Raw genomic sequence first — 22,126 nt, 5'->3', positions numbered from 1 at the left:
GCGCTCCGGAAGGGTCGTTCTCTATAGCCGCCCTCAGTCGATCCCGGCCAGCACCCCGCCCAGGATCTCCGTCAGCTTGCCGATCTCCGCCTCGTTGATGATCAGCGGCGGCGACAGGGCGATGGTGTCGGCCGTGGCGCGGACCAGCAGGCCGGCCTCCAGGGCCCGGACCAGCACCTCATAGCCCCGCGCCCCCGGCGCTCCGTCGCGAGGGGCCAGCTCGATGGCCGCCATCAGACCGATATTGCGGATGTCGATGACGTGGGGGCAGGACGCCAGGCCATGGACGGCCGCCTCCCACAGCGGGGCGATCCGCGCCGTGCGCGCGAACAGGTCCTCGCGGGCATAGATCTCCAGCACCGCCAGGCCCGCGGCGCAGGCCACGGGATGGCCGGAATAGGTGTAGCCGTGGAAGAACTCGATGGCGCCCGGCGGCCCCGCCACCACCGCGTCGTGCACCGCCCGGCTGGCGAACACCGCCCCCATGGGCAGGACCCCGTTGGTCAGCCCCTTGGCCGTGGTCATGATGTCCGGCGTCACCCCGAAGGCCTGGGCCGCGAAGGGCGCGCCGACCCGCCCGAAGCCGGTGATCACCTCGTCGAAGATCAGCAGGATGCCGTGCTTGTCGCAGATCGACCGCAGCCGCTGCAGATACCCCACCGGCGGCGGCAGCACCCCGGCCGACCCCGCCACCGGCTCGACGATCACCGCCGCCAGGGTCTCGGCTCCGTGCAGGGCGACGATGCGCTCCAGCTCGTCGGCCAGCTCCACCCCGTGGGCCGGCAGGCCACGGGAGAAGGCGTTGCGCGCCAGGTCCTGGGTATGGGGCAGGTGGTCGGCCGGCAGGGTCGTGAAGGTGCGGCGGTTGTTCACCAGCCCACCCACGGAAATCCCGCCGAACCCCACCCCGTGATAGCCCTTCTCCCGGCCCACCAGCCGGGTCCTCTGCCCCTCCCCCCGCGCCCGGTGATAGGCCATGGCCATCTTCAGGGCCGTGTCGACGGACTCCGATCCGGAGTTGGTGAAGAACACCCGGTCCAGCCCCGGCGGCGCCAGGGCGGTGAGGGCCTGGGCGAACTCGAAGGCGATCGGGTGGCCCATCTGGAAGGAGGGCGCGTAGTCGAGGGTCATCAGCTGCCGGTGGACCGCCTCGGCGATCTCGGCCCGCCCGTGACCGGCGTTGACGCACCACAGGCCCGAGGTCCCGTCCAGCACCGCCTGGCCCTCCGGCGTGCGGTAGTACATGCCGCTGGCCTGGCTCAGCAGCCGCGGATCGGCCTTGAACTGCCGGTTGGCCGTGAACGGCATCCAGTAGGCCGCCAGGTCGGGGCGGTTGTCTCCGAAGTCGGCGCTCATGCTCGCGGTCTCCTCACCGCGACAGGCAATCATGTTCGGGCAGGGACCGCCAGCCGCGCGCTTGCGCCGGCCCGGGCCTGGGCATATCTGCCAGGCCATTGAAGCGCGGCCTTTGGCCGCCGCCGCATTTCAGGGACCTCCTTCATGCAGACCCATCGCCTCGGCAAGAGCGCCATCGTTGTCTCCAAGATCTGCATGGGGACCATGACCTTCGGCTCCCAGGTCGACGAGGCGGAGTCCCACCGCATCCTCGACAAGTCGCTGGAGGCCGGGATCAACTTCTTCGACACCGCCGAGAACTATCCGGTGCCGCCGGCGGAGGACTGGGCCGGCCGCACCGAGGAGATCGTGGGGCGCTGGCTGAAGACCAAGCGCCGGGACGAGGTGATCATCGCCACCAAGGTCTGCGGCCCCAGCCACGGCTGGATCAAGGGCGCCCAGCGGGCCGGCATGACCGCCCTGGACCGCCACAACATCACCCGCGCGGTCGAGGCCAGCCTCAAGCGCCTGGGAACCGACTATATCGACCTCTACCAGACCCACTGGCCCGACCACGGGACCTCCTATGACGAGACGATGGAGACCCTCGATGAGCTGGTCCGCGCCGGCAAGGTCCGCATCCTCGGCTGCAGCAACGAGACCACCTGGGGGCTGATGAAGAGCCTGGCCGCCTCGGAGCGCCTCGGCCTGGCCCGCTACCAGACCATCCAGAACAATTTCAGCCTCAACAACCGCCGCTTCGAGGACGAACTGGCCCAGGCCTGCCGGCAGGAGGGCGTCAGCCTGATCCCCTTCTCGCCCCTGGCCGGCGGCGTACTCTCGGGCAAGTATCAGGGCGGGGCGACGCCCGAGGGCGCGCGCTTCTCCCGCTACCTCGCGCTCGGCGGCCGCCAGGCGGTGATGGCCCAGCGCTTCGTCAACGAGAAGTCTCTGGCCTCCACCGAGCGCTTCGCCGCGGTCGCCGCCGAGGCGGGCCTGTCGCCGGTCACCCTGGCCACCGCCTGGAGCAAGCAGCACGACTTCGTCGCCTCCACCATCGTCGGCGTCTCGAAGGAGGAGCAGCTCCCCGACATCTTCGCCGCCGCCGAGGTGACGCTGTCGAAAGAGGTGCTGTCGAAGATCGACGCCATTTCCAAGGAAATCCCCTACCCGATGGGGTGAGATGCGATCACGCCTCCATCCCCGATCGTCATCCTCGGGCTTGTCCCGAGGATCCATGATCTCCGTTTCTCCGCAGCAGGCACGGGCGTCGCCGCCGGCGGGTCGGTCTCGCCCTCTGCGTTGATGGATCCTCGGGACAAGCCCGAGGATGACGGTCTTTCGGGGACCTACCGCGCCAACCCCGCCACCCCGTTCAGCCGCGCCCAGCTGCGGGCGTAGGCCGAGCCCCCGGGTCGGGCGGGCCGCAGGGCCCGCGCCCATCGCGCCTCGGCCTCCGCCGCCTGCCGCCAGCAGTCGGCCACCGCGGCCTTCACATCGTCGGCCCCGTCAATCCGCGCCTGGAACCCCGCCTCCAGGGCGTCCCGCTCCGCCGCGATCAGGGCCATCCCCGCCGCGTGGTCGGCCAGCATCGCCCGGTGCAGCCGCTCGTGCCGCCACCACAGGCTCTCGCCGTCATAGGTGTCGCTGGGCGCCGGCCCCACCGGCGGCGGTCCCGCCTCGAACAGCACCGGCTTGAACAGGCTGGTGCAGGGCGCCGAGGTGGCGGTCACCCAATGCACCGCCCGGTCGGCCCCCACCTCCGACACCATGGAGGCCACCGACTGGCTGCGGCGCGCGCCTTGCGCGGCGTGCATGCAGATGGTCCGGCCCACGGTGTTGGCCGGGCTCCAGTCGGCCGCCTCCCCATGGTCGCGCAGGATGGCCATCATGGCGGCGGGGGTGAGCGCATCGTCGGCCCGCTCCAGCAGCGCCTGCCCCCGCGCGCAGCGCCCGCGCCCGAAGCTTATGGCGTCGCGGGCCTCGTCGATGAGGTGGGCGGCCACGTCGAAGCGCCCGGCCCCCTGCGCCCCCAGCCCCGGGCTAATGGCCGAATAGCCCGTCCCAATGGAGTAGGCGTTGGAGAGCGCCCGGCGTCCCGCCACCGCCTCCACCACCCAGTCGCGCCCCACCGTCTCCAGCACATAGGCCTCGTGGCGGTCGGCGATGATGAAGCCGTTGTGATAGTAGAACCGCCCCAGGTGGCCGCAGTCGCCCCCCTGGCCGTGCCGCTCCAGCAGGGCGATGATCACCGCCAGAGCCTGGGCCGCCGTGGCCCCCCGTTCCAGCCCCAGCCGCACCAGGTCCATCCCGGTCAGGGCGCGCCGCCTCTGGGCCGGAACCCTGGCGTGAAGCGCCTCGTTGCCGATCACCACCCCGTGCTCGTTGGCGCCCATCTCGGCGCCCCACATCCAGCAGGGCCGGCTGATCAGGGTGGCGTGGGTCTCGGCGACCTCCGGGATGGTGATGTAGGTGAGCTTCAGATCCCCGACACCCCGCCGCCGGGGATGCATCTCCAGCACCTGGGCCTCGTTGCGCTCCCGGTCGCTGTTCTTGCCGAACAGCAGCGCCCCGCGCGGGGTCTCGGAGGCCAGGGCTACCAGGGTGTCGCACATGGGCAGAGCTTACCCGCGCTTTCCCTTCCCCGTCATCCCGGACGCCGATAGGCGATCCGGGACCCAGGGGCCTAGCGCACCGCCCCTGGGTCCCGGCTCTCCGTTTTGCGACGGCCGGGATGACGGGATGGAATGCCCCTTGCCACCTTCACCTGAGCGTCCAATCTCTCCCCAAAGCCAGGGGAGGCTCACATGCCCGCGACAGCCGCCGACAACACCGGCGCGGAGTTCGAGGACGAGGGCGTGGTGGCGGCCTATGTCCATCGCACCCCCTATCCCCCCGCCCTGTTCGACCGCCTGCTCCAGCTCACCCCCGGCCGCGCGCGCCTGCTGGATCTCGGCTGCGGCCCCGGCAAGCTGACCCGCACGCTGGCGCCTCACTTCGGCGAGGTCCTGGCTGTCGATCCCTCCGCCGCCATGCTGCGCCTGGCCCGCGACCTGGACGCCGGCGCCAACCCGCACATCGCCTGGACGGAAGGCTTCGCCGAGGACGTCCCCCTCCCCGCCCAGATCGACCTGATCACGGCCGGCGCCAGCATCCACTGGATGGACGCCCCGCGCCTCTTCCCGAGGCTCGCCGCCGCGGTCGCCCCCGACGGCGTCATGGCCATCCTCGGCGGCGATGGCCCGGCCCAGGCGCCCTGGATCGCGGCCTGGCACGCGGTGATCAAGGCCTGGGTCGGCAAGCTGGGCGGCCAGTGGAACGCCGGCGCCCACCAGGCCCGCCTCACCGGCCACCAGCCCTGGTTCGACCTGGCCGCCACCGAGACCTTCACCGCGCCGATGACCCAGTCGGTGGACGACCTCATCGAGGCCGAACACTCCCGCGCCACCTGGTCGCGGGCCAAGCTGGGGGCCCTCGCCCCGGCCTTCGACGCCGACCTGCGGGCCGTCGTCGCCCCCCACGCCCGGGACGGCGAGGTGGACTTCGAGATCAGCTCGACCCTGTGGTGGGGCCGACCGAGGTCAACGCCCCGCCCCGCTTGACCGACTCCGGCCCCGCGCCGACACTCGCCCATGATCCGCCTCATCGCCACCGACCTCGACGGCACCCTGCTGCGCCGGGACGGCTCGATTTCCCCCCGCACCCGCAAGGCCCTGGGCGACGCCCGGGCGGCCGGCCTGCCGGTGGTCTTCGTCACCGCCCGGCCGCCGCGGGACCTCCGCGCCATCGCCCACGACCTGGGGATCACCGGCCTGGCCGTCTGCTCCAACGGCGCCCTGCTCTACGACGTGGGGGAGGATCGGGTGATGCGCCAGGAGACCCTGCCCACCGCCGTGGCCCTGGAGCTGATCGGCGAGTTGCGCCGGTCCGATCCCGACTTCAGCTTCGCCACCGAGCACGGCCACAAGGTCGGCCGCGAGCACGCCTTCCCGGACGCCATGTTCGAGGGCTTCGTCCACCACCACGAGCCTCGGGTGGACCCCGTCCACAGCCTCTGCGACGAGGACCTCATCAAGATCCTGGTCCACCATCCGGCCCACGAGATCGACGATCTCCACGCCCTGATCCGCTCCCTGGCGGGCGACCGGGTCGCCGTCACCCACTCCGGCGCCCCCTTCGTGGAGTTCGGGGCCCTGGGAGTCTCCAAGGCCAGCGGCCTGCTGCATCTGAGCGCGGACCTGGGGGTCGAGGCGCACGAGATCATCGCCTTTGGCGACATGCCCAACGACATCCCCATGCTCACCATGGCCGGCCGCGGGGTCGCCGTCGCCAACGCCCACCCGCACGTCCTGGCCGCCGTCCGCGAGACCACCGGCGCCAACGAGGAGGACGGTGTGGCCCGGGTGATCGAGACCCTGCTGGGGTGAGACGACGCCGCCCGGCCCGGGTTCGGGATTTTCTAAGCTGGGCTGTCGGAACGAATGCCGGGTGCGGGGCGCTGGTCAGGCCTCAATCTCCGGAGAACGACGATGCGAACCGCCCTGGGCGCCCTGACCGGCGCCGCCCTCACCCTGGCCCTGCTGGGGGCCTGCTCCAAGCCGGCCTCTGAAACCGCCGCCGACACCAGCAACGCCGCGGCCGACGCCAGCGCCAGCGCCGCGGCCCCCGGCGGCGCGGTCTCCCCGCCCACCGCCAATGACGCGGTCGACACCGGCGCCACGGCCTCCGACGCCATGCCCGAGGCGGCCTCCAACTCCTTCACCGAAGACCAGGCCAAGGGCCACATCGAGAACGCCGGCTACACCGACGTCACCGGCCTGGCCAAGAGCGCCGACGGCATCTGGACCGCCAAGGCCAAGAAGGACGGCAAGACCATGGACGTCTCGCTCGACTTCAAGGGCGCCGTCACCGCCAAATAATTTTTAGAGTCAGGAGCTTATCATGACCCGCACCGTATCTCGCCTGTTCAACACCCACACTGAAGCCATGACCGCCGTCTCCGAGCTGGAGCAGGCGGGCGTGTCCCACCACGACATCAGCCTGGTGGCCAGCAACGCCGACAACTGGCACGAGGGCCATCGCCACGACACCGCCCACCTGGAAGGCGACAATGAGACCGCTGAGGGCGCGGCCCAGGGCGCCACCACCGGCGGCCTGATCGGCGCGGGCGGCGGCCTGCTGGCCGGCCTGGGCATGCTGGCCATTCCCGGCCTCGGCCCCGTGGTCGCCGCCGGCTGGCTGGTGGCCACCGTGGTCGGCGCCGCCGCCGGCGCCGCGACCGGCGCGGCCGCCGGCGGGGTGCTTGGCGCCCTGAAGGACGCCGGTCATTCCGACGAGGAGGCCCAGGTCTACGCCGAGGGCGTCCGCCGCGGCGGGACCCTGGTCAGCGTCAAGGCCAAGGACGAGGAAGCCGCGCGGATCGAACAGATCCTGCAGCATCACCAGGGCGTCGACGCCCTGACCCGCGGCCAGGACTATCGCGCCGCCGGCTGGAACAGCTTCGACCAGGCGGCCGCCCCCTACACCGCCGACGAGGTCCTGCGCGAACGCCAGCGCTACGGCGAGAGCCGCTCCTTCCTGAACCAGGACGGCCGCGACGACAGCCTCGAGGCCGACCGCGACCGCCGCCCCGGCGGCCCGGGCGTCTCCGCGCCGATCCCCGGCACGGACATCTAGGTCAGACGCGCCGCCAAAGCCCACGGCGCCAAGAACCGCCAGGCCCCCCGGCTCACCCCGGGGGGCCTTTTGGCGTGTCGGGTCGAGCGACAACAAGTCCGTGCTCGGGAGGCCGATCGCCCCGCGTCCGATCCGCCGAGACCTAGTCCCGCAGCATCTCCACCCCGCCGCCGATGAAGCGACCCTCGACATAGCGCAGGCGCTTCAGCTCCTGGCCGGCGGCGCTGTAGAAGACCAGCTCGCCGGTCTGCACCCGCCACTTGGCGAGCGCCGCCAGCCGCCGCGGGCAGCCGGTGGCGGTCGCCGGCCGCACCCCCAGGAAGCCCGCCTTCTCCCCCATCTCGAAGCGGCAGTCCTGGGCGTCGCGCCCGCCGTCGCGCACCCGCCAGGCTCCGAAGGCGTCCTGCGTCCGCGCCGGCTCGGCCAGCCGCTTCAGCCGCGCCTCCTCCGGGTCCATCCGGTCGATCAGGGCGCCGGCCAGGGCCGCCCCCAGCTTCTCCTCGTCCACCGAGACGCTGGTCCCCACCGAGGTGCTCTTGGTCACCGTCGTGGTGGTGCGCCCGTCCGGCGAGGTCGTGGTGGTGGTGGTGGACCGCGTGGTCTGGCTCGACTGGGCCTGGGCCGAGCCGGCGCTCAACAGGACGAGGACGGCGGCGAGGGAGACGAGACGCTGGCGCATGGTGTTCCGGGGATGATTGTCGTGACCGTCCATCCTAGCTTGAAGCGTGGCCCTGGCGCCAAGCTTGACCTCACGCCCCCGCCCGTCCAACCTCACGCGCAGGCGAGCGACCGAGGCGGCTTACAAATATCACGCTCCCCCCAAGCGCCCGCGCCACCCCGCGGGATCACGGCCCCGCGCGGCCGAGCCTCCTCGACGGACCTCTTTTCCATGACCCGCAAGCCCGGCGCCCTCACCGGCGAACCCGACTTCATGAAGCTGTGGGCGGCCCAGGCCGTCTCCAGCTTCGGCGCCCGCATCACCCGCGAGGGCCTGCCCATGACGGCGGTCCTGGCCCTGGGCGCCGGCCCCGCCGTCCTCGGAGTCCTGGCCGCCCTCTCCTACGGCCCGGCCTTCTTCGTGGGCCTGGCCGGCGGCGGCTTCGTCGACCGCCGCCATCGCCGCCCGATCCTGATCGGCGCCGACCTGGTCCGCGCCGGGGTGCTCATCACCATCCCCATCGCCGCCTGGCTCCACCTTCTGAGCCTCTGGCAGATCTTCGCCGCCGCCGCCCTGGTGGGGGGCGCCAGCGTGCTGTTCGACATGGCCGACCACGCCTACCTCCCCGGCCTGGTCGGGACCGAGCGGTTGGTGGACGGCAATTCCAGGCTCTCGGCCACCGAGTCCGTCGCCGAGATGGGGGGACCGGCCCTGGCGGGCTTCCTGTTCCAGTGGCTCAGCGCCCCCTTCGCCATCGCCGTCAACGCCGCCACCTACCTGGTCTCGGCCCTCTTCCTCTCCAGCATCCGCCAGGTCGAGCCCGACCCGGAGCCCGACCCGCCCCAGCACTGGGCGCGCGACCTGACCCAGGGCTTCCGCGCCGCCTGGGCCGAGCCCCGGGTGCGGCCCCTGCTGGTGGTGGCCCTGTGCAACGGCCTGTTCGGCGGCGGCTTCGCGGCCCTCTACCTGGTGTTCGCCCTGCGCACCCTGGGCCTCAGCCCCGCCATGCTGGGGCTCACCGTGGCCTGCGGCGGGATCGGGGCCCTGATGGGGGCGGGGCTCGCCGCCCCCCTGGCCCGACGCCTGGGGGCGGGCCCCGCCATCCTGGCCATGGGCCTGGCCGCGGCGGGTTCGGCGATGCTGATCCCGCTCTCGCCGGCCGCCCCGGTCGCGGGCATGGCGATGCTGATCGCCTCCCAGCTGCTGGGGGATTCCACCGGCGTGGCCTACGGCGTGCTCTCGGCCAGCCTGCGCCAGACCGTCCTGCCCCAGGACACCCTGGGCCGCGCCGCCGGCGCCTTCCAGGCCGCCAGCGGCGGAACCATGCTGATCGGCGCCCTGGTCGGCGGCGGCCTCGGCGGCCTGATCGGCGTCCGCGAGACCCTGTTCATCGCCGCCGCGGGCCTGGCCCTGGGCCCCTTGATCGCCCTGACCTCCCCGGCGTTGCGGGGCGTGAGGGTGATCGAGCTGGAGGCCTGACCAGCCCGCGGCGAGCGGCCGCACGCCAAAAGGCCGGGCCCATCCCGCGAAGGATGGACCCGGCCCTTGAGCGTGACCGGCGCAGAGCCGAGATCGCCCCGACGACGCCGCCCGTCCCGCCGGGCGATGATCGGCGGGACGCCTGGAGAGGGGCGTTAGCTGCTGGAGTAGGCGAGGATGTCGGAGCTCGACAGACCCGTCATACCGGTCAGCTTGATCGCGTTGCCGACGGTGTTGTTCCCGGCGGTGTCGCCGAAGACATAGATGTCGCCGCCCACGGCGTAGGCGAGGACATTGAATGTGTCGGACTGGAGATACACGGCCGCGGCCGTGGCGGCTTCGTCGAAGCTGGAGGCGGTGCCGAAGCCCCACTGTGAGGCATCGCCCACGTCGCCCAGGTCCAGCAGGTCTTGGCCGGATGTGAAGTCGGTGATCACGTCGACCTGCGCGCTGCTGCTGTCGCCGGTGTAGAACTTGAAGCGGTCGTCGCCGCCGCCACCTGTCAGGGTGTCGAGGCCCGTGTGCCCGACGATGACGTCGTTGCCGTCGCCGCCCGAGAGGCTGTCGGCGCCGCCGTCGCCCCAGAGCACGTCCTCGCTGCCGCCGCCGGCCAGGGTGTCGCCGCCATCGCCGCCGTCGAGGTAATCGGTTCCCGAGCCCCCGACGAGACTGTCGGACCCATCATTGCCGCCGAGGGACTGTTCGGAGCCGTCGCCGGCGTCGAGGGTGTCGGCGCCCGCCCCGCCGAACAGGCTGTCGCCGCCGTCGTCGCCAAAGGCGAAGTTGCCGGTGGTTTCGCTGCCGTCGCCCAGGGTGATGTAGTCGTCGCCCTGGCCGCCGAACACGGTGTCGGCGCCGGCGCCGGCGTCGATCACGTCATTGCCGGACCCGGCGTCGACGGAGTCGGCGCCGCCGCGGGCCGAGATGGTGTCGGCGCCGTCCAGGCCCAGGATGGTGTCGGCCTGTTCGCCGCCCACCAGGCTGTCGGGTCCGGTGGTGCCGCTGATGAGGGTGTCGGTGCGCGGCGTCGAGGTGAAGCCGTCCAGGTTGCGCGGCGTCAGGGCGATCTGGCCCGTCAGCTTCACGGCGTCGCTGACGCTGTTGTTCGAGAGGCCGTCGACGAAGACATAGGTCCCGGCCTCGGCGCCGGAGGCCACCTGGATGGACACCACGTCGCGGCTGCCGCTGGCGATCAGGCTCTGGGCCTCGCTCAAGGCCTGGGCGTAGCTGGAAGTCGTCGTATAGGCCGCGAAGTTGCTGGCGGTGACGCCGAGGCCGAGATTGAGGCTGTCGCGGCCCGGCGCGAAACCGTCGATCACGTCCAGGGTGGCGTAGGCCGTCCCGGAGTCGCCCGCGGCGATCACGAAGCTGTCGTCGCCGGCCCCGCCGGTCAGGGTGTCGCCGCCGCCGCCGCCGAAGAGGGTGTCGCCGCTCGCCCCGCCGGTGAGCAGGTCGGCGCCCGCCCCGCCGGTCAGGCTGCGGCTGCCGCTGGCCCCGGTGTCGGTGATCGTGTCGGCGCCGTCGCCGCCGTTGATCGTCGCCGCCCCGTTGGCGCTGGAGGTGATGGAGTCCGCGCCGGCCCCGCCGTCGATGACGCCGGCCCCGCTGCTGCTGATCGTGTCGTTCCCGTCGCCGCCCAGCATCGTGCCGCCGGCGCCGGTGATCCTGTCATTGCCGATCCCGCCATCCTGCAGGTTCAGGCCCGATCCGGCGTCCAGGGTGTCGTCGCCCTCTCCGCCGGTCAGGGTGTCGGCGCCCGTTCCCGACAGGATCGAGTCGTTCCCCGCCCCGCCCGCGCCGGTGTTGATCGCCCCGTCGCCGAGGCTCAGGCTGTCGTTGCCCACCCCGCCGTCGAGGCTGTCATTGCCCGAGCCGGCGGTGATCGAGTCGTTGCCCGCCCCGCCGGAGACCGAGTTGGCGCCGTCGGAGGCGGCGACATAGTCGTCGCCGTCGCCGCCGCTCACCGTGTCGGCGCCCACGCCCGTCAGCACCCGGTCTGCGCCGGCCCCGGCGTCCACCAGGTTGGCGCCGCCGGCGTCATGGATCGCGTCGGCGCCGTCGCCCCCGGACAGGGTGTCGTTCCCCGACCCGGCCCACAGGCTGTCGTCGCCCAGGTCGCCGAAGACCAGGTCGTTTCCGTCGGCCCCCGACTGGTCGGAGTCGATGGTGTCGCTCCCCTGGCCGCCCAGCAGGGTCTCGGCGCCGCCGCCGCCCAGCAGGCTGTCGTCCCCCAGATTGCCGTGGACGTAGTTGGCGCCGTCTCCGGCCGAGAGGGTGTCGCCGCCCTGGCCGCCCAGCAGGGTGTCGGCGCCGCTCCCGGCGGTGACGCTGTCCTGGCCCTGGTTGGCCTGGACATAGTTGGCGCCCTCGCCCGCGGCGACGGTGTCGTCGCCCTCACCGGCGAAGAGGATGTCGTTTCCGCCGCCGCCGGCCAGCACGTCGTTCCCGATCCCGCCGTCGAGGGAGGCCGCGCCGCCGGCGCTGGCGTCCAGGGTGTCGGCGCCGTCGCCGCCGATCAGCGAGGACGATCCGGCCCCGGAGACCAGGCTGTCGGCGCCCAGGTCGCCGAACATCAGGTCATTGCCGCCGCCGCCGGCCATGAGGTCGTCGCCCTGCCCGCCCCGCAGCAGGTCCGCGCCGGTCCCGGCCGAGAGGACGTCGTTCCCCAGATTGCCATAGACGGTGTTGGCGCCGTCCCCGGCGCTGAGCGTGTCGTCGCCCTGGCCCCCCAGCAGCAGGTCGGCGCCGGTTCCGGCCACCAGGCTGTCGGCGCCCTGGTTGCCCTGCAGGATGTTGGCGCCCGCGCCGCCGTCCAGGGTGTCGCTGTTCTCGCCGCCGAACAGCAGGTCGTTGCCGCCGCCACCCGTGCCGCTATCGGCGGTGTTGCTGCCGATGAAGAGCTTGGAGCCGTCGCCGAAGATGGCGCGGCCATCGCCGGTGGTCAGCACATTGGGGTCGAACGAGACGGTCCGGCCGCCCAGGCTGACGTCGATCCGCGCCGGGCTCGCCCCCGCCGCCGCCACATAGGCCACGCCCACCTGGGTCGCCGTCGCCGTGCTGGGGAAGACCAGCACATCGGAGCCATTGAACGCCGCCTGCTGGGCGGGCGTGATGGTCTCGAAATAATAGGTTTGGCTGGGAACGGACATACTGGGAACTCTTCGGGCGGACGCGGCCCGATCGCGCAAGCAGGCGCGATGTCCCCGGACGCGGCCGGGCCGCAACTCCCCGCGGCCAAACCCCACAAAGTGGCGAGCGTCATCAGACGTTCCGGACACTATGTAAATAGACTTCGCGCCGAATTGCCGCGTTATCTATGGTTAGTGCGTAAAATTCGCGCCAACCGACCGGATATCGACAGATATTTTGACTATATCTGAAAACCCATTTTGGTTATGTCGGCAAACGTCGCCAACCCGACACAGACAATTCATCCTCCGAGCGAAATATAATTCGCCTAGATGTCGGAATGGTCATTTTATACTTCGGATGTTCTGAAGAACGTCGATATGCCGAACGCGTCATGCGTCCGCCACGCGCACCGTCCACCGCAGGACGGCGCGGCTCGGGCCCGAGGCGGCGTGGCCGGCGGGCCGTCAGACCGGCTCCATCTCCCGGGGCGCCGAGACGCGCCGCGTCCGGGTCTGGGCCTTGGGCTTGGGCAGCAGGCGGAAGCGCGTCTGGCACCAGGCGAAGTCGACCCCGACATCCAGCAGGGCGTCGGAGCGTCCGCAGGGGCAGGCGAATTCCATGACCGCGAGGACGCGGTAGCTCTCCCCGGCGACCAGGGGCACCGGCCGTCCCGTGGCATGGTTGGGGGCGACATTGACGCAGATCACCAGGTCCCCAGGACCCACCGCCTCGCTCATGGCCTGCCTCCTCCGTGCAGAGGGAAAGATGAGGCGGTGAGCTGCGATGGGCAAGGTCCCCGGGCGCTGGCGTCCCGGACCCTCGGCGGCGTGGGCGTCCTTCCGCTGTACGCCGAGGAAGACCGCCACGTCCTGGAAACCGCCTTGGCGGGCGAAGCCGACCTGCTGGTGACCCAGAACCTGGATGATTTCTCCAGGGCGATGTCGATCGAATTGACGACGGCCGCTGGTATGGCGTGTCGCGCGCGCCGCCTCGAAAGCTCCTGATCGCCCACACCTACAGCGCCGCGGCCTGGCTCCGAGGCGAACCCTGGCCCGAGCAGGTCGAGGCGTACCTGGGCCGGGACTGACCGCCCTTGGGCGCTTCCGAGGTGCGCCAATAGCGGTCCTTGGGTTCAGGGTCGGCCTTGCCCGCAAATCCGCGCGCCCGGTGAGATTGACCGAGCCTAGGCGCGCGCCACCATCGCTTCGAGACCGTCGTAGGTCCGCAGGTAGGCGGGGTCCATGTCGGGCGTCGACAGTTCGATCAGGAAGCGGTTCTCGACCCAGAACTCGATGACGTCGAACAGCGGTTGGCCCGGCGGACCGCGGTGGAACCGCCGCGTGCGCCAGCCTTCCCGGTCGCCGATCGCCTGGATCGCCGCCTCGTCCAGCTGGACGGAGAGCAACAGGTGGAAGGGCCAATACTGGGGCGGCGCGGGATTGGCCTCGAAGGTCCCCGGCGCGCCGTCCTCGCCCGGCGCGGCCGCGACCTGTTCGGGGTAGACCTCGATCTGAGTGCCGTGGGCGTCGCGGGCGGTGGCCATGAACGCGCCCGGGACCGGACCCGGGAACGGGTAGACGCGGCCTTGCATCAGCTCGGCCAGGACGGTCGCCACGTGATGCGGATCGCGCGCGGGAATCGAAACGTGTCGGATCATCGGTCTTACTTCAGGGCTTCAAGGTTTCGGAATTCAGGGCTTCTGGATCTTCGGCGTAGGCCGCCGCCAGGGCGCGGATCGCCCAGGCGGACGCGCGGGCCGCCTCGGACGAGGACAGGCCGAACGCCTCCTTCAGCACGATCGAGACCAGGGGAACGGTCAGGGTGTAGGCGGCGGACGCGGCCATGGCGCGGCTGCGCTCGTCGCCACCCGTGAACTGCGCGGCCACCGCCCGGCGCACCTTCCTCGCGCGGTCCGAGCCGAGCCGCTGGCGGCTGGATACGAAGGTCTGGGCGAACATCGCGCCGCGGATCTGGTCTTCCATGGCGCCATAGCGTCCGAACAGCTCCGGCAGGAAGCCGGTCAGCTCGTCCAGGGTCTCAAGCTCGGGGGTTTCGCCCATCCGAATCTGCATGGCCTGCCAGGTGGCGTCCAGCAGGTCGTCGCGGGTCGGGAAATGCCGGAACACGGTGCGCAGCGCGACCCCTGCCGCCTTCGCCACCTCCTGCATCGTCAGCCCCTCGACGCCGCCGACGATCAGGTCGAGCGCTGCGTCGACGATCCGCGACCGGGTCTGATCCGACTGTTCCCGGCGCAGGGGGCTGACATAGGGGGTCGTCTCATTCATGTCACGCATGATGACATGAATGCACGGACCGTGCAACACGGGCGGCGAACGGGCGGCTCGACGCCAGAGGCCGGAGGAGCGCGGACGCCGCTCGGCATTGGGAATGTCCCGCTGGCGGACGTTCCCAGCGTCGTCTTTGAACCCGTTCCGGATCTGGCGCGCCTGAGCCTTCCGAACGCCGGCGACACGGCCTGAAATGGGCGAGCCCCGGCGTCCGCAACCGTTCGTGGCGTTCGTGGCTCCAGGTCTTTGGGCCGCGACGCTCGCGCGGCGCAGGAAGACCTCCGCTGCGCGGAGGCCCTCCCCCCTTGGGGCGAGGAGGAGGCTACCCCTCCGGCGTGAACGCCACCGGCATCGAGCGGATCGCATAGACGAAGTTGTTGGGCGCCACGTCCATCGGGCCCGACTGGTGGATGTCGGGGAACCTCGCCAGCATCTGGCGGTAGACCGCCTCCAGCTGCAGCTGGGCCACCCGCTTGCCGATGCAGGTGTGGGGGCCGTAGCCGAAGGCGATGTGCTTGTCGGCGTTGGCGCGGGTCACGTCCAGGCGGTCGGGATCGGCGAACACCGAAGCGTCGCGGTTGGCCGAGCCGTAGTACATGATCACCTTCTCGCCCTCGGCGATCTGCTGGCCGGCCACCTCGACGTCGCGGGTGGCGGTGCGGCGCATGTAGATCACCGGGCTGATCATGCGGATGAACTCGTTGACCGCGCCGGGCATCAGTTCGGGCCGGGCGATCAGCTTGGCCTTCTCCTCGGGGAAGTCGCTGAGCAGCTGCATCGAGCCGGAGATGGTGTTGCGGGTGGTGTCGTTGCCGGCGAAGACGATCAGCAGCCAGGAGCCGTCCAGGTACTCGTCGGCCAGCAGGTCGCCGTCCACCTGGGCCTTGGCGATGGCGCTCATCAGGTCGGCCTGGGGGTCCAGGCGGCGCTTGTGCAGCATGTGCCGGCCGTAGTCGAACATCTCCTGGATGGCGTTGGTGAAGGCGTCGAGGAAGGCCTTCATCTCCGGCGGCACCTCGGCCGCGGCCGCCTCCAGCCCGCCGCCGCCCCCGGCGCGCTCGGCGGCGAAGGAGTTGGCCAGTTCCAGATAATGCATCCAGGTCAGGAACTTGGGGCGATCTTCTGGCGGCACGCCGAGGATCTCGCACAGGGTGAACAGCGGCAGCTGGGCCGACAGGCTCTGCACCAGGTCGGCGCGGCCCTGCTTGGCCATGGCGTCCAGCAGGCGGGTCACCTCGCCCTCCACCCGGTCGGTGAGGCCGCGCAGATAGGACGGCGTGAAATAGGGCATGTGCTCGCGGCGCAGCTGCATATGGGCCGGCGCGTCCATGTTGATCATGGCGTCCAGGCTGGCGCGGGCCAGCTGCATGTCCGAGCGCTGGTGGCTCATCAGGATGCCGCCGCGCTGCGAGGAGAAGGTCTCGTAGTCGCTGTTGACCCGCATGACGTCGTCGTAGCGGGTCACCGCCCAGAAGCCGGGCCGGTCCTCGGGTTCCGGGGTCCAGGCGATGGGGGAGGCCTGGCGCATGGCGGCGAAGGCGCTCATCGGCGGGCCCTTGGTGAAGGCCTCGGGGTTCCACAGCTCCACCGGGCTCACCGGATATTTCGGAGGATGCGCGGGTCCCTTGGGGCCGCCCACTTCCACGGTGTCGCTGATCAGAAGCATGGGGTCGGTCTCCGTCGGTTGAACCTTTGAATCGGGCCTAAGGGAGTGACGTAGGGCAAGGCAAATCGCGACCCTAGGTCAACGGCGGATGCGCGTGGACAGGATGATGGACGAGGTGGTCCGCTCCACCCCCTCGATCAGGCCGATGTCGTCCAGCACCCGGTCCAGCTCCTCGATGGAGGCCGCGGCCACCATGACGATCAGGTCGAAGGGGCCCGAGACCGAGTGCAGGGCCTCCACCTGGGGCATGGCGCGCAGCGTCGCCTCTATATGTCGGGCGGCCTTGGGCGCGGCGGTCACCAGAACATGTCCGCGTACGATCCTGGATTCCAAGGGGTTTCCCAGCCGGACCGTGAACCCCGCGATGACTCCATCGGCCACAAGTCGGTCAATGCGGGTCTGCACCGTCGTGCGCGACACGCCGAGCCGCTTGGCCAGCGTCGAGGCCGGCAGCCGCGAGTCGGTCTCCAGCAGCCGGACCAGGGCCAGGTCCCGGGCATCCAATTTCATATCGTCGGCGGAACTTGGCATATCGTCGGCCTGACTGCGCGCTTCCCACGCTCTGTCTGTTCAAATCGACCCGAAACCGGCCCACCGTCAAGCCTTGGCAAGGGGAGAGACGTCATGCGCAGGATCGTGGTCATCGGCGGCGGCAAGATCGGGTCCATCATCGCCCAGATGCTGGTGGAGAGTGGGGACTACGCCGTGACCCTCGTCGACCGCTCGTCGGCGACCCTGCAGGCGGTTATCCTCCATCCACGGCTGTCGACATGTGTGCTGGACGTCACCGACGCCCCGGCCCTGGACGCGGCGCTCTCGGGCGCCTTCGCCGTCCTCTCCGCCGCCCCCTTCCACCTCACCGGCGCCGTCGCCCAGGCCGCCGCCCGGGTCGGCTGCCACTATCTCGACCTCACCGAGGACGTCGCCACCACCCGCATGGTCAAGGCCCTGGCGCAGGACGCCAGCAGCGCCTTCATCCCCCAGTGCGGCCTGGCGCCCGGCTTCATCTCCATCGCCGGCGCCGAGCTCGCCCGCGGCTTCGACCGGGTCGAGGAGCTGCGCCTGCGGGTCGGCGCCCTGCCCCGCTATCCCTCCAACAGCCTCGGCTACAATCTCACCTGGTCCACCGAGGGCGTGATCAACGAGTACTGCGAACCCTGCGAGGCCCTGGTGGAGGGCGAGCTGCGGGAGGTTCCGGCCCTGGAGGGCCTGGAGACCTTCAGCCTCGACGGGGTCACCTACGAGGCCTTCAACACCTCCGGCGGCCTCGGCTCCCTGGCTGAGGTTCTGGCCGGCAAGGCGCGGAATCTGAACTACAAATCGGTCCGCTATCCCGGCCACTGCGCCCTGATGCGCACCCTGCTCAACGACCTCAACCTCCGCCACCGCCGCGATCTGCTGAAGGACGTGCTGGAGGGCGCGGTTCCCGGCACCGAGCAGGACGTGGTGGTCTTCTTCGTCACCGCCTCCGGCTGGCGCGGCGGCCGCCTGATGCAGGAGAGCTACGCCGGCAAGGTCATGGGCGAGCACCATGGCGCCGGCTTCTGGAGCGCCATCCAGGTCACCACGGCGGCGGGCATCTGCACCGTGCTGGACCTGCTGGCCACCGGCCGCCTGCCGCAGCAGGGCTATGTCCGCCAGGAGGAGATCGCCCTGCCCGACTTCCTCTCCAACCGCTTCGGCAAGGCCTACCGCCAGCCCGGCGACCACGTGGCTGACGCCCCGGTCGCCGCGGTCGCCTGAGGAGCCTGAAATGAACGTCCACGTCCGCCCCCTCCCCGCCGTCCGCGACGACCTGATGGCCACCCTGGACGCCCTGGGCGTCGACCTCGCCGCCCTGGAAGGCGCCGATCTCCCGGCCCGCTCCCCCATCAACGGCGCGGTCCTCGCCACCCTTCGCGCCCACACCCCGTCCGAGGTGGACGCCGCCGTCGAGCGCGCCCACGCCGCATTCCTCGACTGGCGCAAGGTCCCCGCCCCCCGCCGCGGCGAGCTGGTCCGGCTGTTCGGCGAGGAGCTGCGCCTGGCCAAGGACCACCTCGGCCGCCTGGTCGCCCTGGAGGCTGGCAAGGTCACCTCCGAGGGCCTGGGCGAGGTCCAGGAGATGATCGACATCTGCGACTTCGCCACAGGTCTTTCGCGCCAGCTGCACGGCCTGACCATCGCCACCGAGCGGCCCGGCCATCGGATGATGGAGACCTGGCACCCCCTGGGGGTCTGCGGCGTCATCTCCGCGTTCAACTTCCCCGTCGCCGTCTGGTGCTGGAACGCGGCGCTGGCCCTGGTCTGCGGCGATCCCGTGGTCTGGAAGCCCTCGGAGAAGACCCCCCTCACCGCCGAGGCGGTGCAGGCCATCTTCCTCAAGGCCGCCGCCCGCTTCGGTGAGGCCCCCGCCCACCTCTCCCAGGTGATCCAGGGCGGCGCCCAGGTCGGCGCGGCCCTGGTGGCCCACCCCAAGGTCCCGATCCTCTCGGCCACCGGCTCCACGGCCATGGGCCGCGCCGTGGCCCCGGTCCTGGCCGCCCGCTTCGCCCGCGCCATCCTTGAGCTTGGGGGCAACAACGCCGCCATCGTCGCCCCCTCCGCCGACCTGGAGCTGGCCCTGCGGGGCGTCGCCTTCTCGGCCATGGGCACGGCGGGCCAGCGCTGCACCACCCTGCGCCGCCTGTTCGTCCACGAGGACGTCGCCGACGCCCTGATCGGCCGCCTGAAGACCGTCTACGCCTCGGTTCCCGTGGGCGATCCCCGCGAAGCCGGAACCCTGCTGGGCCCGCTGATCGACGAGGCGGCCTATGACGGCATGCAGGCGGCGCTCGCCGAGGCCAGGGCCTGCGGCGGGACCGTCCATGGCGGCGCACGGGTCGACCGCCCCGGCGTCTATGTCCGCCCCGCCCTGGTGGAGATGCCCCGCCAGACCGGCCCCATGCTGCGCGAGACCTTCGCCCCCATCCTCTATGTCGTCCGCTACCGCGACCTGGCCGAGGCCATCGCCCTGCAGAACGCCACGGCGGCGGGCCTGGCGTCGTCGATCTTCTCCAACGACGTGCGCGAGACCGAGCTGTTCATCAGCGACCTGGGCTCCGACTGCGGCATCGCCAACGTCAATATCGGCCCCTCGGGCGCCGAGATCGGCGGGGCCTTCGGCGGCGAGAAGGAGACCGGCGGCGGCCGCGAGGCGGGCTCCGACAGCTGGAGGGCCTATATGCGCCGGGCCACCAACACCCTGAACTATTCCCGCGACCTGCCCCTGGCCCAGGGCGTGACCTTCGACCTCTAGGCGTTGCCACCGGAGCGACGCAGCGTTTCAGGAACCGCGCTTGGGGCCGCAAGCCGGCGGCGCCATATGGGAGGCATGAACACGCCCTCCCGCATGCCCGTCGTCTTCGTCGGCCACGGCAGCCCCATGAACGCCCTGGGCGGCCCCACCGCCGAGGTCTGGCGCCAGGTGGCCGCCGGGCTGCCGCGCCCCAAGGCGATCCTGGCCATCTCCGCCCACTGGTGCCTCAACGAGACGGCGGTGACCGCCATGGCGGCGCCCAAGACCATTCACGACTTCGGCGGCTTCCCGCAGCCGCTGTTCGACATGCAGTACCCCGCCCCGGGCTCGGCGGCGCTGGCGGCCCGCGCCGCCGAGCTGCTGGCGCCGATGGCGGTGCGCGCCGACCAGGACTGGGGCCTCGACCACGGGACCTGGTCGGTCCTGGCCCACATGTATCCCGACGCCGACGTGCCGGTGGTGCAGCTGGCCATGGACCTCAGCCAGCCTATGCCCGCCCACTACGATATCGGCCGCCGGCTGGCGTCCCTGCGCGACGAGGGCGTGCTGATCCTCGGCTCAGGCGACGTGGTCCACAACCTGCGCGCCGCCGTGCGCGCGCAGGACGCCCAGCCCCTGGCCTGGGCTCAGCTTTTCCATGAGGCCGTGCGCGACCGCCTGGTCGCCGGCGACCACACGGCCCTGGTCGATCCCGGCGGCCTCGGCCCCGAGGCCGGCATGGCCGTCGATGAGCACTACCTGCCCCTGCTCTACGTCCTGGGCGCCAGCGCGCCCGGCGAGCCGGTCAGCCTGTTCAACGACTATGTCGACCTGGGCAGCATCAGCATGCTGGGCGCGCGGATCGGCTAGAGGGTGGTGATCCAGCCCACGGGCAGGCTCGAGGCGGTGACGCCCACCAGCACCATGCTGTCGCCGCCCCCGAGATCGATCACGGTGTCGGACCCGACCTGGGTGACCGTGTAGGTCCCGTAGTCGATGATCACCCGGTCGCCCTGGGCGTAGTTGAAATCGGTCACCCGATCGAGGCCCGCGCCCGAGAAGATGTGGAACATGTCGGCCCCGGCCCCGCCGGTCACCGTGTCGTCGCCCCGGTCGCCCCACAGCCAGTCGTCCCCGGCCCCGCCGTCGACCACATCGTTGGCCTGGCCACCGCGCACCCAGTCGAAGCCGTCCCCCCCGAAGCAGGTGTCGGCGCCCAGGTTGCCATAGACGATGTCGCCGCCGGCCTCGCCATAGAGCAGGTCGTTGTCCTTGCCGCCGACGACCCAGTCGTCGCCGTAGCCGCCACGCAGGGTATCGTCGCCCATATTGCCCAGCATGTCGTCGAAGTCGGAGCCGCCCTCCATGACGTCGGCGCCGTCCTCGCCGCGCATGTAGTTGGAGCCGCCCCAGTCGTGCAGGGTGTCGTTCCCCTCGCCGCCCATGACGGTGTCGATCCCGGTTCCGCCCTGGACCGAGTCGTTGCCGGCGTCGCCGCTCAGATAGTTGGCGCCGTCCTTGCCGCCCAAGGGGCTCTGGTTGCCGTCGATCGTGTCGGCTCCGCCCCGGCCCAGGATGGTGTCGGCGCCGAGCTGACCCGTCAGGCGGTTGTCGCCCTCCGAGCCCAGGATGGTGTCATTTCCCTGGCTGCCGACGATGTTCTCGACATTCGTCAGGGTGCTGTGGCTGACGTCCCGCATCGTGCCGATGTTGACGTAGACGCCCGTGGTGTTGGCCACCCCCGTCGTCAGGTCGACCGAGACCGGCGAATAGGAGGTGTTCCACTGCGCATAGCCGACGCCGAAGTTGACGGTGTCGATCCCTGTGCCGCCGTCGATGACATCATTGCCGATGCCGAGGTCCGTGTCGGACCCGTCGAGCATGAATATCTGATCGTTTCCGGCCCCGGCGGCGACCGTATTGGCCCCTCCGCCAGGGTAGAGCATGTCGTCCTGGCCGGTCCCGACGATGCTGTCGTTCTCGGATCCGCCGTGCAGGTCGGCGCCGAAGAAGGCGTTGCTGCGCTCGGCCCCGACGATCGTGTCATGGCCGGAGCCGCCGTGCGCCTCGCTGGCCCCCAGGATCTGGTCGTCGCCGGCGCCCCCGTCGGAGACCACATCGGACCCACCGCGCAGGAGGTCGTCGCCGCCGTCCCCGTACAGCAGGTCATGCTGCCAGCCGCCGCTCAGCGCCACGCCAGCATTGCCCGCATCGAGGGTGTCGTTCCCGTCGCCGCCGGTGAGCTTGTCGGTGGCGGTCCCGCCCAGCAGGCTGTCGGCCCCCGCGCCGCCGGTCAGTTCCTGGAAGTAGACCCCGTCCGCCGTCACCAGGGTGTCGGCGAAGCCCCCGCCGATCACCGCCCGGATATTGATGAGGGTGTCGGTCCCCTCTCCGCCGCCGACGGCCTGCGCGCCCGCGAGCCTCAGGCTGACGCTGACGCCGCCCGCGGCGTGCTCGTACGAGGCCGTGGCCGTACCGATCAGCCGGTCGTCGCCGGTCCCGCCCTCCAGGACATCATTGCCGGAACTGCCAGCCGTGATCGTGTCGTCCCCCGCCAGGCCCTGGATCGTCTCGCCACGGCTGTAGGGGTCGGAGTTGCTGAGGTTGTCCGCATTCGCGGTCCCGACGATCGGCAT

20 protein-coding genes are annotated in these 22,126 nt (G+C 71.2%); 10 read left to right on the top strand and 10 right to left on the bottom strand.

Going from position 1 to position 22,126, the window contains the following annotated elements; genetic code table 11:
* Positions 1–33: 33 nt before the first annotated feature.
* On the bottom strand, positions 34–1,356 hold the full coding sequence (gene aptA / locus AC1RN5_RS15585) for an omega-aminotransferase AptA (RefSeq protein ID WP_493042064.1): 1,323 nt from the start codon (positions 1,354–1,356) through the stop codon (positions 34–36).
* Positions 1,357–1,500: 144 nt separating this feature from the next.
* Here aptA and AC1RN5_RS15580 point away from each other — a divergent pair, with 144 nt between their 5' ends.
* Positions 1,501–2,517: an aldo/keto reductase gene (locus tag AC1RN5_RS15580; RefSeq protein ID WP_493042063.1), complete on the top strand. Its 1,017-nt coding sequence runs from the start codon at positions 1,501–1,503 to the stop codon at positions 2,515–2,517.
* Between the two features lie 167 nt (positions 2,518–2,684).
* Here AC1RN5_RS15580 and AC1RN5_RS15575 read toward each other — a convergent pair whose 3' ends face one another.
* Positions 2,685–3,950 (bottom strand): peptidase C69 family protein, encoded by a 1,266-nt coding sequence (locus tag AC1RN5_RS15575; protein ID WP_493042062.1) that lies wholly within the window; start codon positions 3,948–3,950, stop codon positions 2,685–2,687.
* Positions 3,951–4,142: 192 nt separating this feature from the next.
* Here AC1RN5_RS15575 and AC1RN5_RS15570 point away from each other — a divergent pair, with 192 nt between their 5' ends.
* The 4 genes from AC1RN5_RS15570 to AC1RN5_RS15555 all read left to right on the top strand — a co-directional run bounded on the left by AC1RN5_RS15570 (position 4,143) and on the right by AC1RN5_RS15555 (position 7,011).
* Positions 4,143–4,937, top strand: a complete 795-nt coding sequence (locus AC1RN5_RS15570) for a class I SAM-dependent methyltransferase (RefSeq protein ID WP_493042061.1) — start codon at positions 4,143–4,145, stop codon at positions 4,935–4,937.
* A gap of 30 nt (positions 4,938–4,967) precedes the next feature.
* A complete protein-coding gene (locus tag AC1RN5_RS15565; protein WP_493042060.1) occupies positions 4,968–5,762 on the top strand; it encodes an HAD family hydrolase in 795 nt (264 codons plus the stop codon).
* A gap of 102 nt (positions 5,763–5,864) precedes the next feature.
* Complete coding sequence (locus tag AC1RN5_RS15560; protein WP_493042059.1) at positions 5,865–6,254, top strand: hypothetical protein; 390 nt, start codon at positions 5,865–5,867, stop codon at positions 6,252–6,254.
* Between the two features lie 22 nt (positions 6,255–6,276).
* Positions 6,277–7,011 carry a hypothetical protein gene (locus AC1RN5_RS15555; RefSeq protein ID WP_493042058.1) on the top strand — a complete coding sequence of 245 codons (735 nt, stop codon included), beginning with the start codon at positions 6,277–6,279 and terminating at the stop codon, positions 7,009–7,011.
* A gap of 142 nt (positions 7,012–7,153) precedes the next feature.
* Here AC1RN5_RS15555 and AC1RN5_RS15550 read toward each other — a convergent pair whose 3' ends face one another.
* Positions 7,154–7,690: an AprI/Inh family metalloprotease inhibitor gene (locus tag AC1RN5_RS15550; RefSeq protein WP_493042057.1), complete on the bottom strand. Its 537-nt coding sequence runs from the start codon at positions 7,688–7,690 to the stop codon at positions 7,154–7,156.
* Between the two features lie 210 nt (positions 7,691–7,900).
* Here AC1RN5_RS15550 and AC1RN5_RS15545 point away from each other — a divergent pair, with 210 nt between their 5' ends.
* Positions 7,901–9,148, top strand: coding sequence for an MFS transporter (locus AC1RN5_RS15545; protein ID WP_493042056.1), 1,248 nt, complete (start codon positions 7,901–7,903; stop codon positions 9,146–9,148).
* 155 nt (positions 9,149–9,303) lie between these two features.
* On the opposite strand, the gene AC1RN5_RS15540 is transcribed toward AC1RN5_RS15545, so the two are convergent.
* Together AC1RN5_RS15540 and AC1RN5_RS15535 are read right to left on the bottom strand one after the other, a co-directional pair.
* The gene (locus tag AC1RN5_RS15540; RefSeq protein WP_493042055.1) at positions 9,304–12,297 is read right to left on the bottom strand and encodes a beta strand repeat-containing protein; all 2,994 of its coding nucleotides are present in this window, start codon (positions 12,295–12,297) and stop codon (positions 9,304–9,306) included.
* Between the two features lie 447 nt (positions 12,298–12,744).
* Positions 12,745–13,017 carry a hypothetical protein gene (locus AC1RN5_RS15535; RefSeq protein ID WP_493042054.1) on the bottom strand — a complete coding sequence of 91 codons (273 nt, stop codon included), beginning with the start codon at positions 13,015–13,017 and terminating at the stop codon, positions 12,745–12,747.
* Positions 13,018–13,107: 90 nt separating this feature from the next.
* On the opposite strand from AC1RN5_RS15535, the gene AC1RN5_RS15530 reads away from it, so the two are divergent.
* A complete protein-coding gene (locus tag AC1RN5_RS15530) occupies positions 13,108–13,284 on the top strand; it encodes a hypothetical protein (protein ID WP_493042053.1) in 177 nt (58 codons plus the stop codon).
* A 179-nt stretch (positions 13,285–13,463) separates the two neighbouring features.
* Here the strand turns inward: AC1RN5_RS15530 and AC1RN5_RS15525 are convergent, their stop codons facing one another.
* The 4 genes from AC1RN5_RS15525 to AC1RN5_RS15510 all read right to left on the bottom strand — a co-directional run bounded on the left by AC1RN5_RS15525 (position 13,464) and on the right by AC1RN5_RS15510 (position 16,744).
* Positions 13,464–13,937, bottom strand: a complete 474-nt coding sequence (locus AC1RN5_RS15525; RefSeq protein WP_493042052.1) for a hypothetical protein — start codon at positions 13,935–13,937, stop codon at positions 13,464–13,466.
* Positions 13,938–13,947: 10 nt separating this feature from the next.
* A complete protein-coding gene (locus tag AC1RN5_RS15520) occupies positions 13,948–14,565 on the bottom strand; it encodes a TetR/AcrR family transcriptional regulator (RefSeq protein ID WP_493042051.1) in 618 nt (205 codons plus the stop codon).
* 325 nt (positions 14,566–14,890) lie between these two features.
* The gene (locus tag AC1RN5_RS15515; RefSeq protein ID WP_292100075.1) at positions 14,891–16,234 is read right to left on the bottom strand and encodes a cytochrome P450; all 1,344 of its coding nucleotides are present in this window, start codon (positions 16,232–16,234) and stop codon (positions 14,891–14,893) included.
* Positions 16,235–16,312: 78 nt separating this feature from the next.
* The gene (locus tag AC1RN5_RS15510; protein WP_421935014.1) at positions 16,313–16,744 is read right to left on the bottom strand and encodes an Lrp/AsnC family transcriptional regulator; all 432 of its coding nucleotides are present in this window, start codon (positions 16,742–16,744) and stop codon (positions 16,313–16,315) included.
* Between the two features lie 114 nt (positions 16,745–16,858).
* Here AC1RN5_RS15510 and AC1RN5_RS15505 point away from each other — a divergent pair, with 114 nt between their 5' ends.
* The 3 genes from AC1RN5_RS15505 (at position 16,859) to ygiD (ending at position 20,360) form a co-directional block, all read left to right on the top strand.
* Entirely contained in the window at positions 16,859–17,977 is a 1,119-nt protein-coding gene (locus tag AC1RN5_RS15505; protein WP_493042050.1) for a saccharopine dehydrogenase family protein, read from the top strand.
* 10 nt (positions 17,978–17,987) lie between these two features.
* Complete coding sequence (gene amaB / locus AC1RN5_RS15500) at positions 17,988–19,511, top strand: L-piperidine-6-carboxylate dehydrogenase (RefSeq protein ID WP_493042049.1); 1,524 nt, start codon at positions 17,988–17,990, stop codon at positions 19,509–19,511.
* Between the two features lie 75 nt (positions 19,512–19,586).
* Complete coding sequence (gene ygiD, locus AC1RN5_RS15495; RefSeq protein WP_493042048.1) at positions 19,587–20,360, top strand: 4,5-DOPA-extradiol-dioxygenase; 774 nt, start codon at positions 19,587–19,589, stop codon at positions 20,358–20,360.
* Here the strand turns inward: ygiD and AC1RN5_RS15490 are convergent.
* A complete protein-coding gene (locus AC1RN5_RS15490; protein WP_493042047.1) occupies positions 20,357–22,126 on the bottom strand; it encodes a calcium-binding protein in 1,770 nt (589 codons plus the stop codon). The two genes, ygiD and AC1RN5_RS15490, sit on opposite strands and share 4 nt — an antisense overlap.

This window comes from Phenylobacterium sp. GW821-FHT12F10 (genome assembly GCF_058806695.1).
Note: the sequence above shows the minus strand (reverse complement) of the source record. Positions and strands in the feature narration are given on the sequence as shown.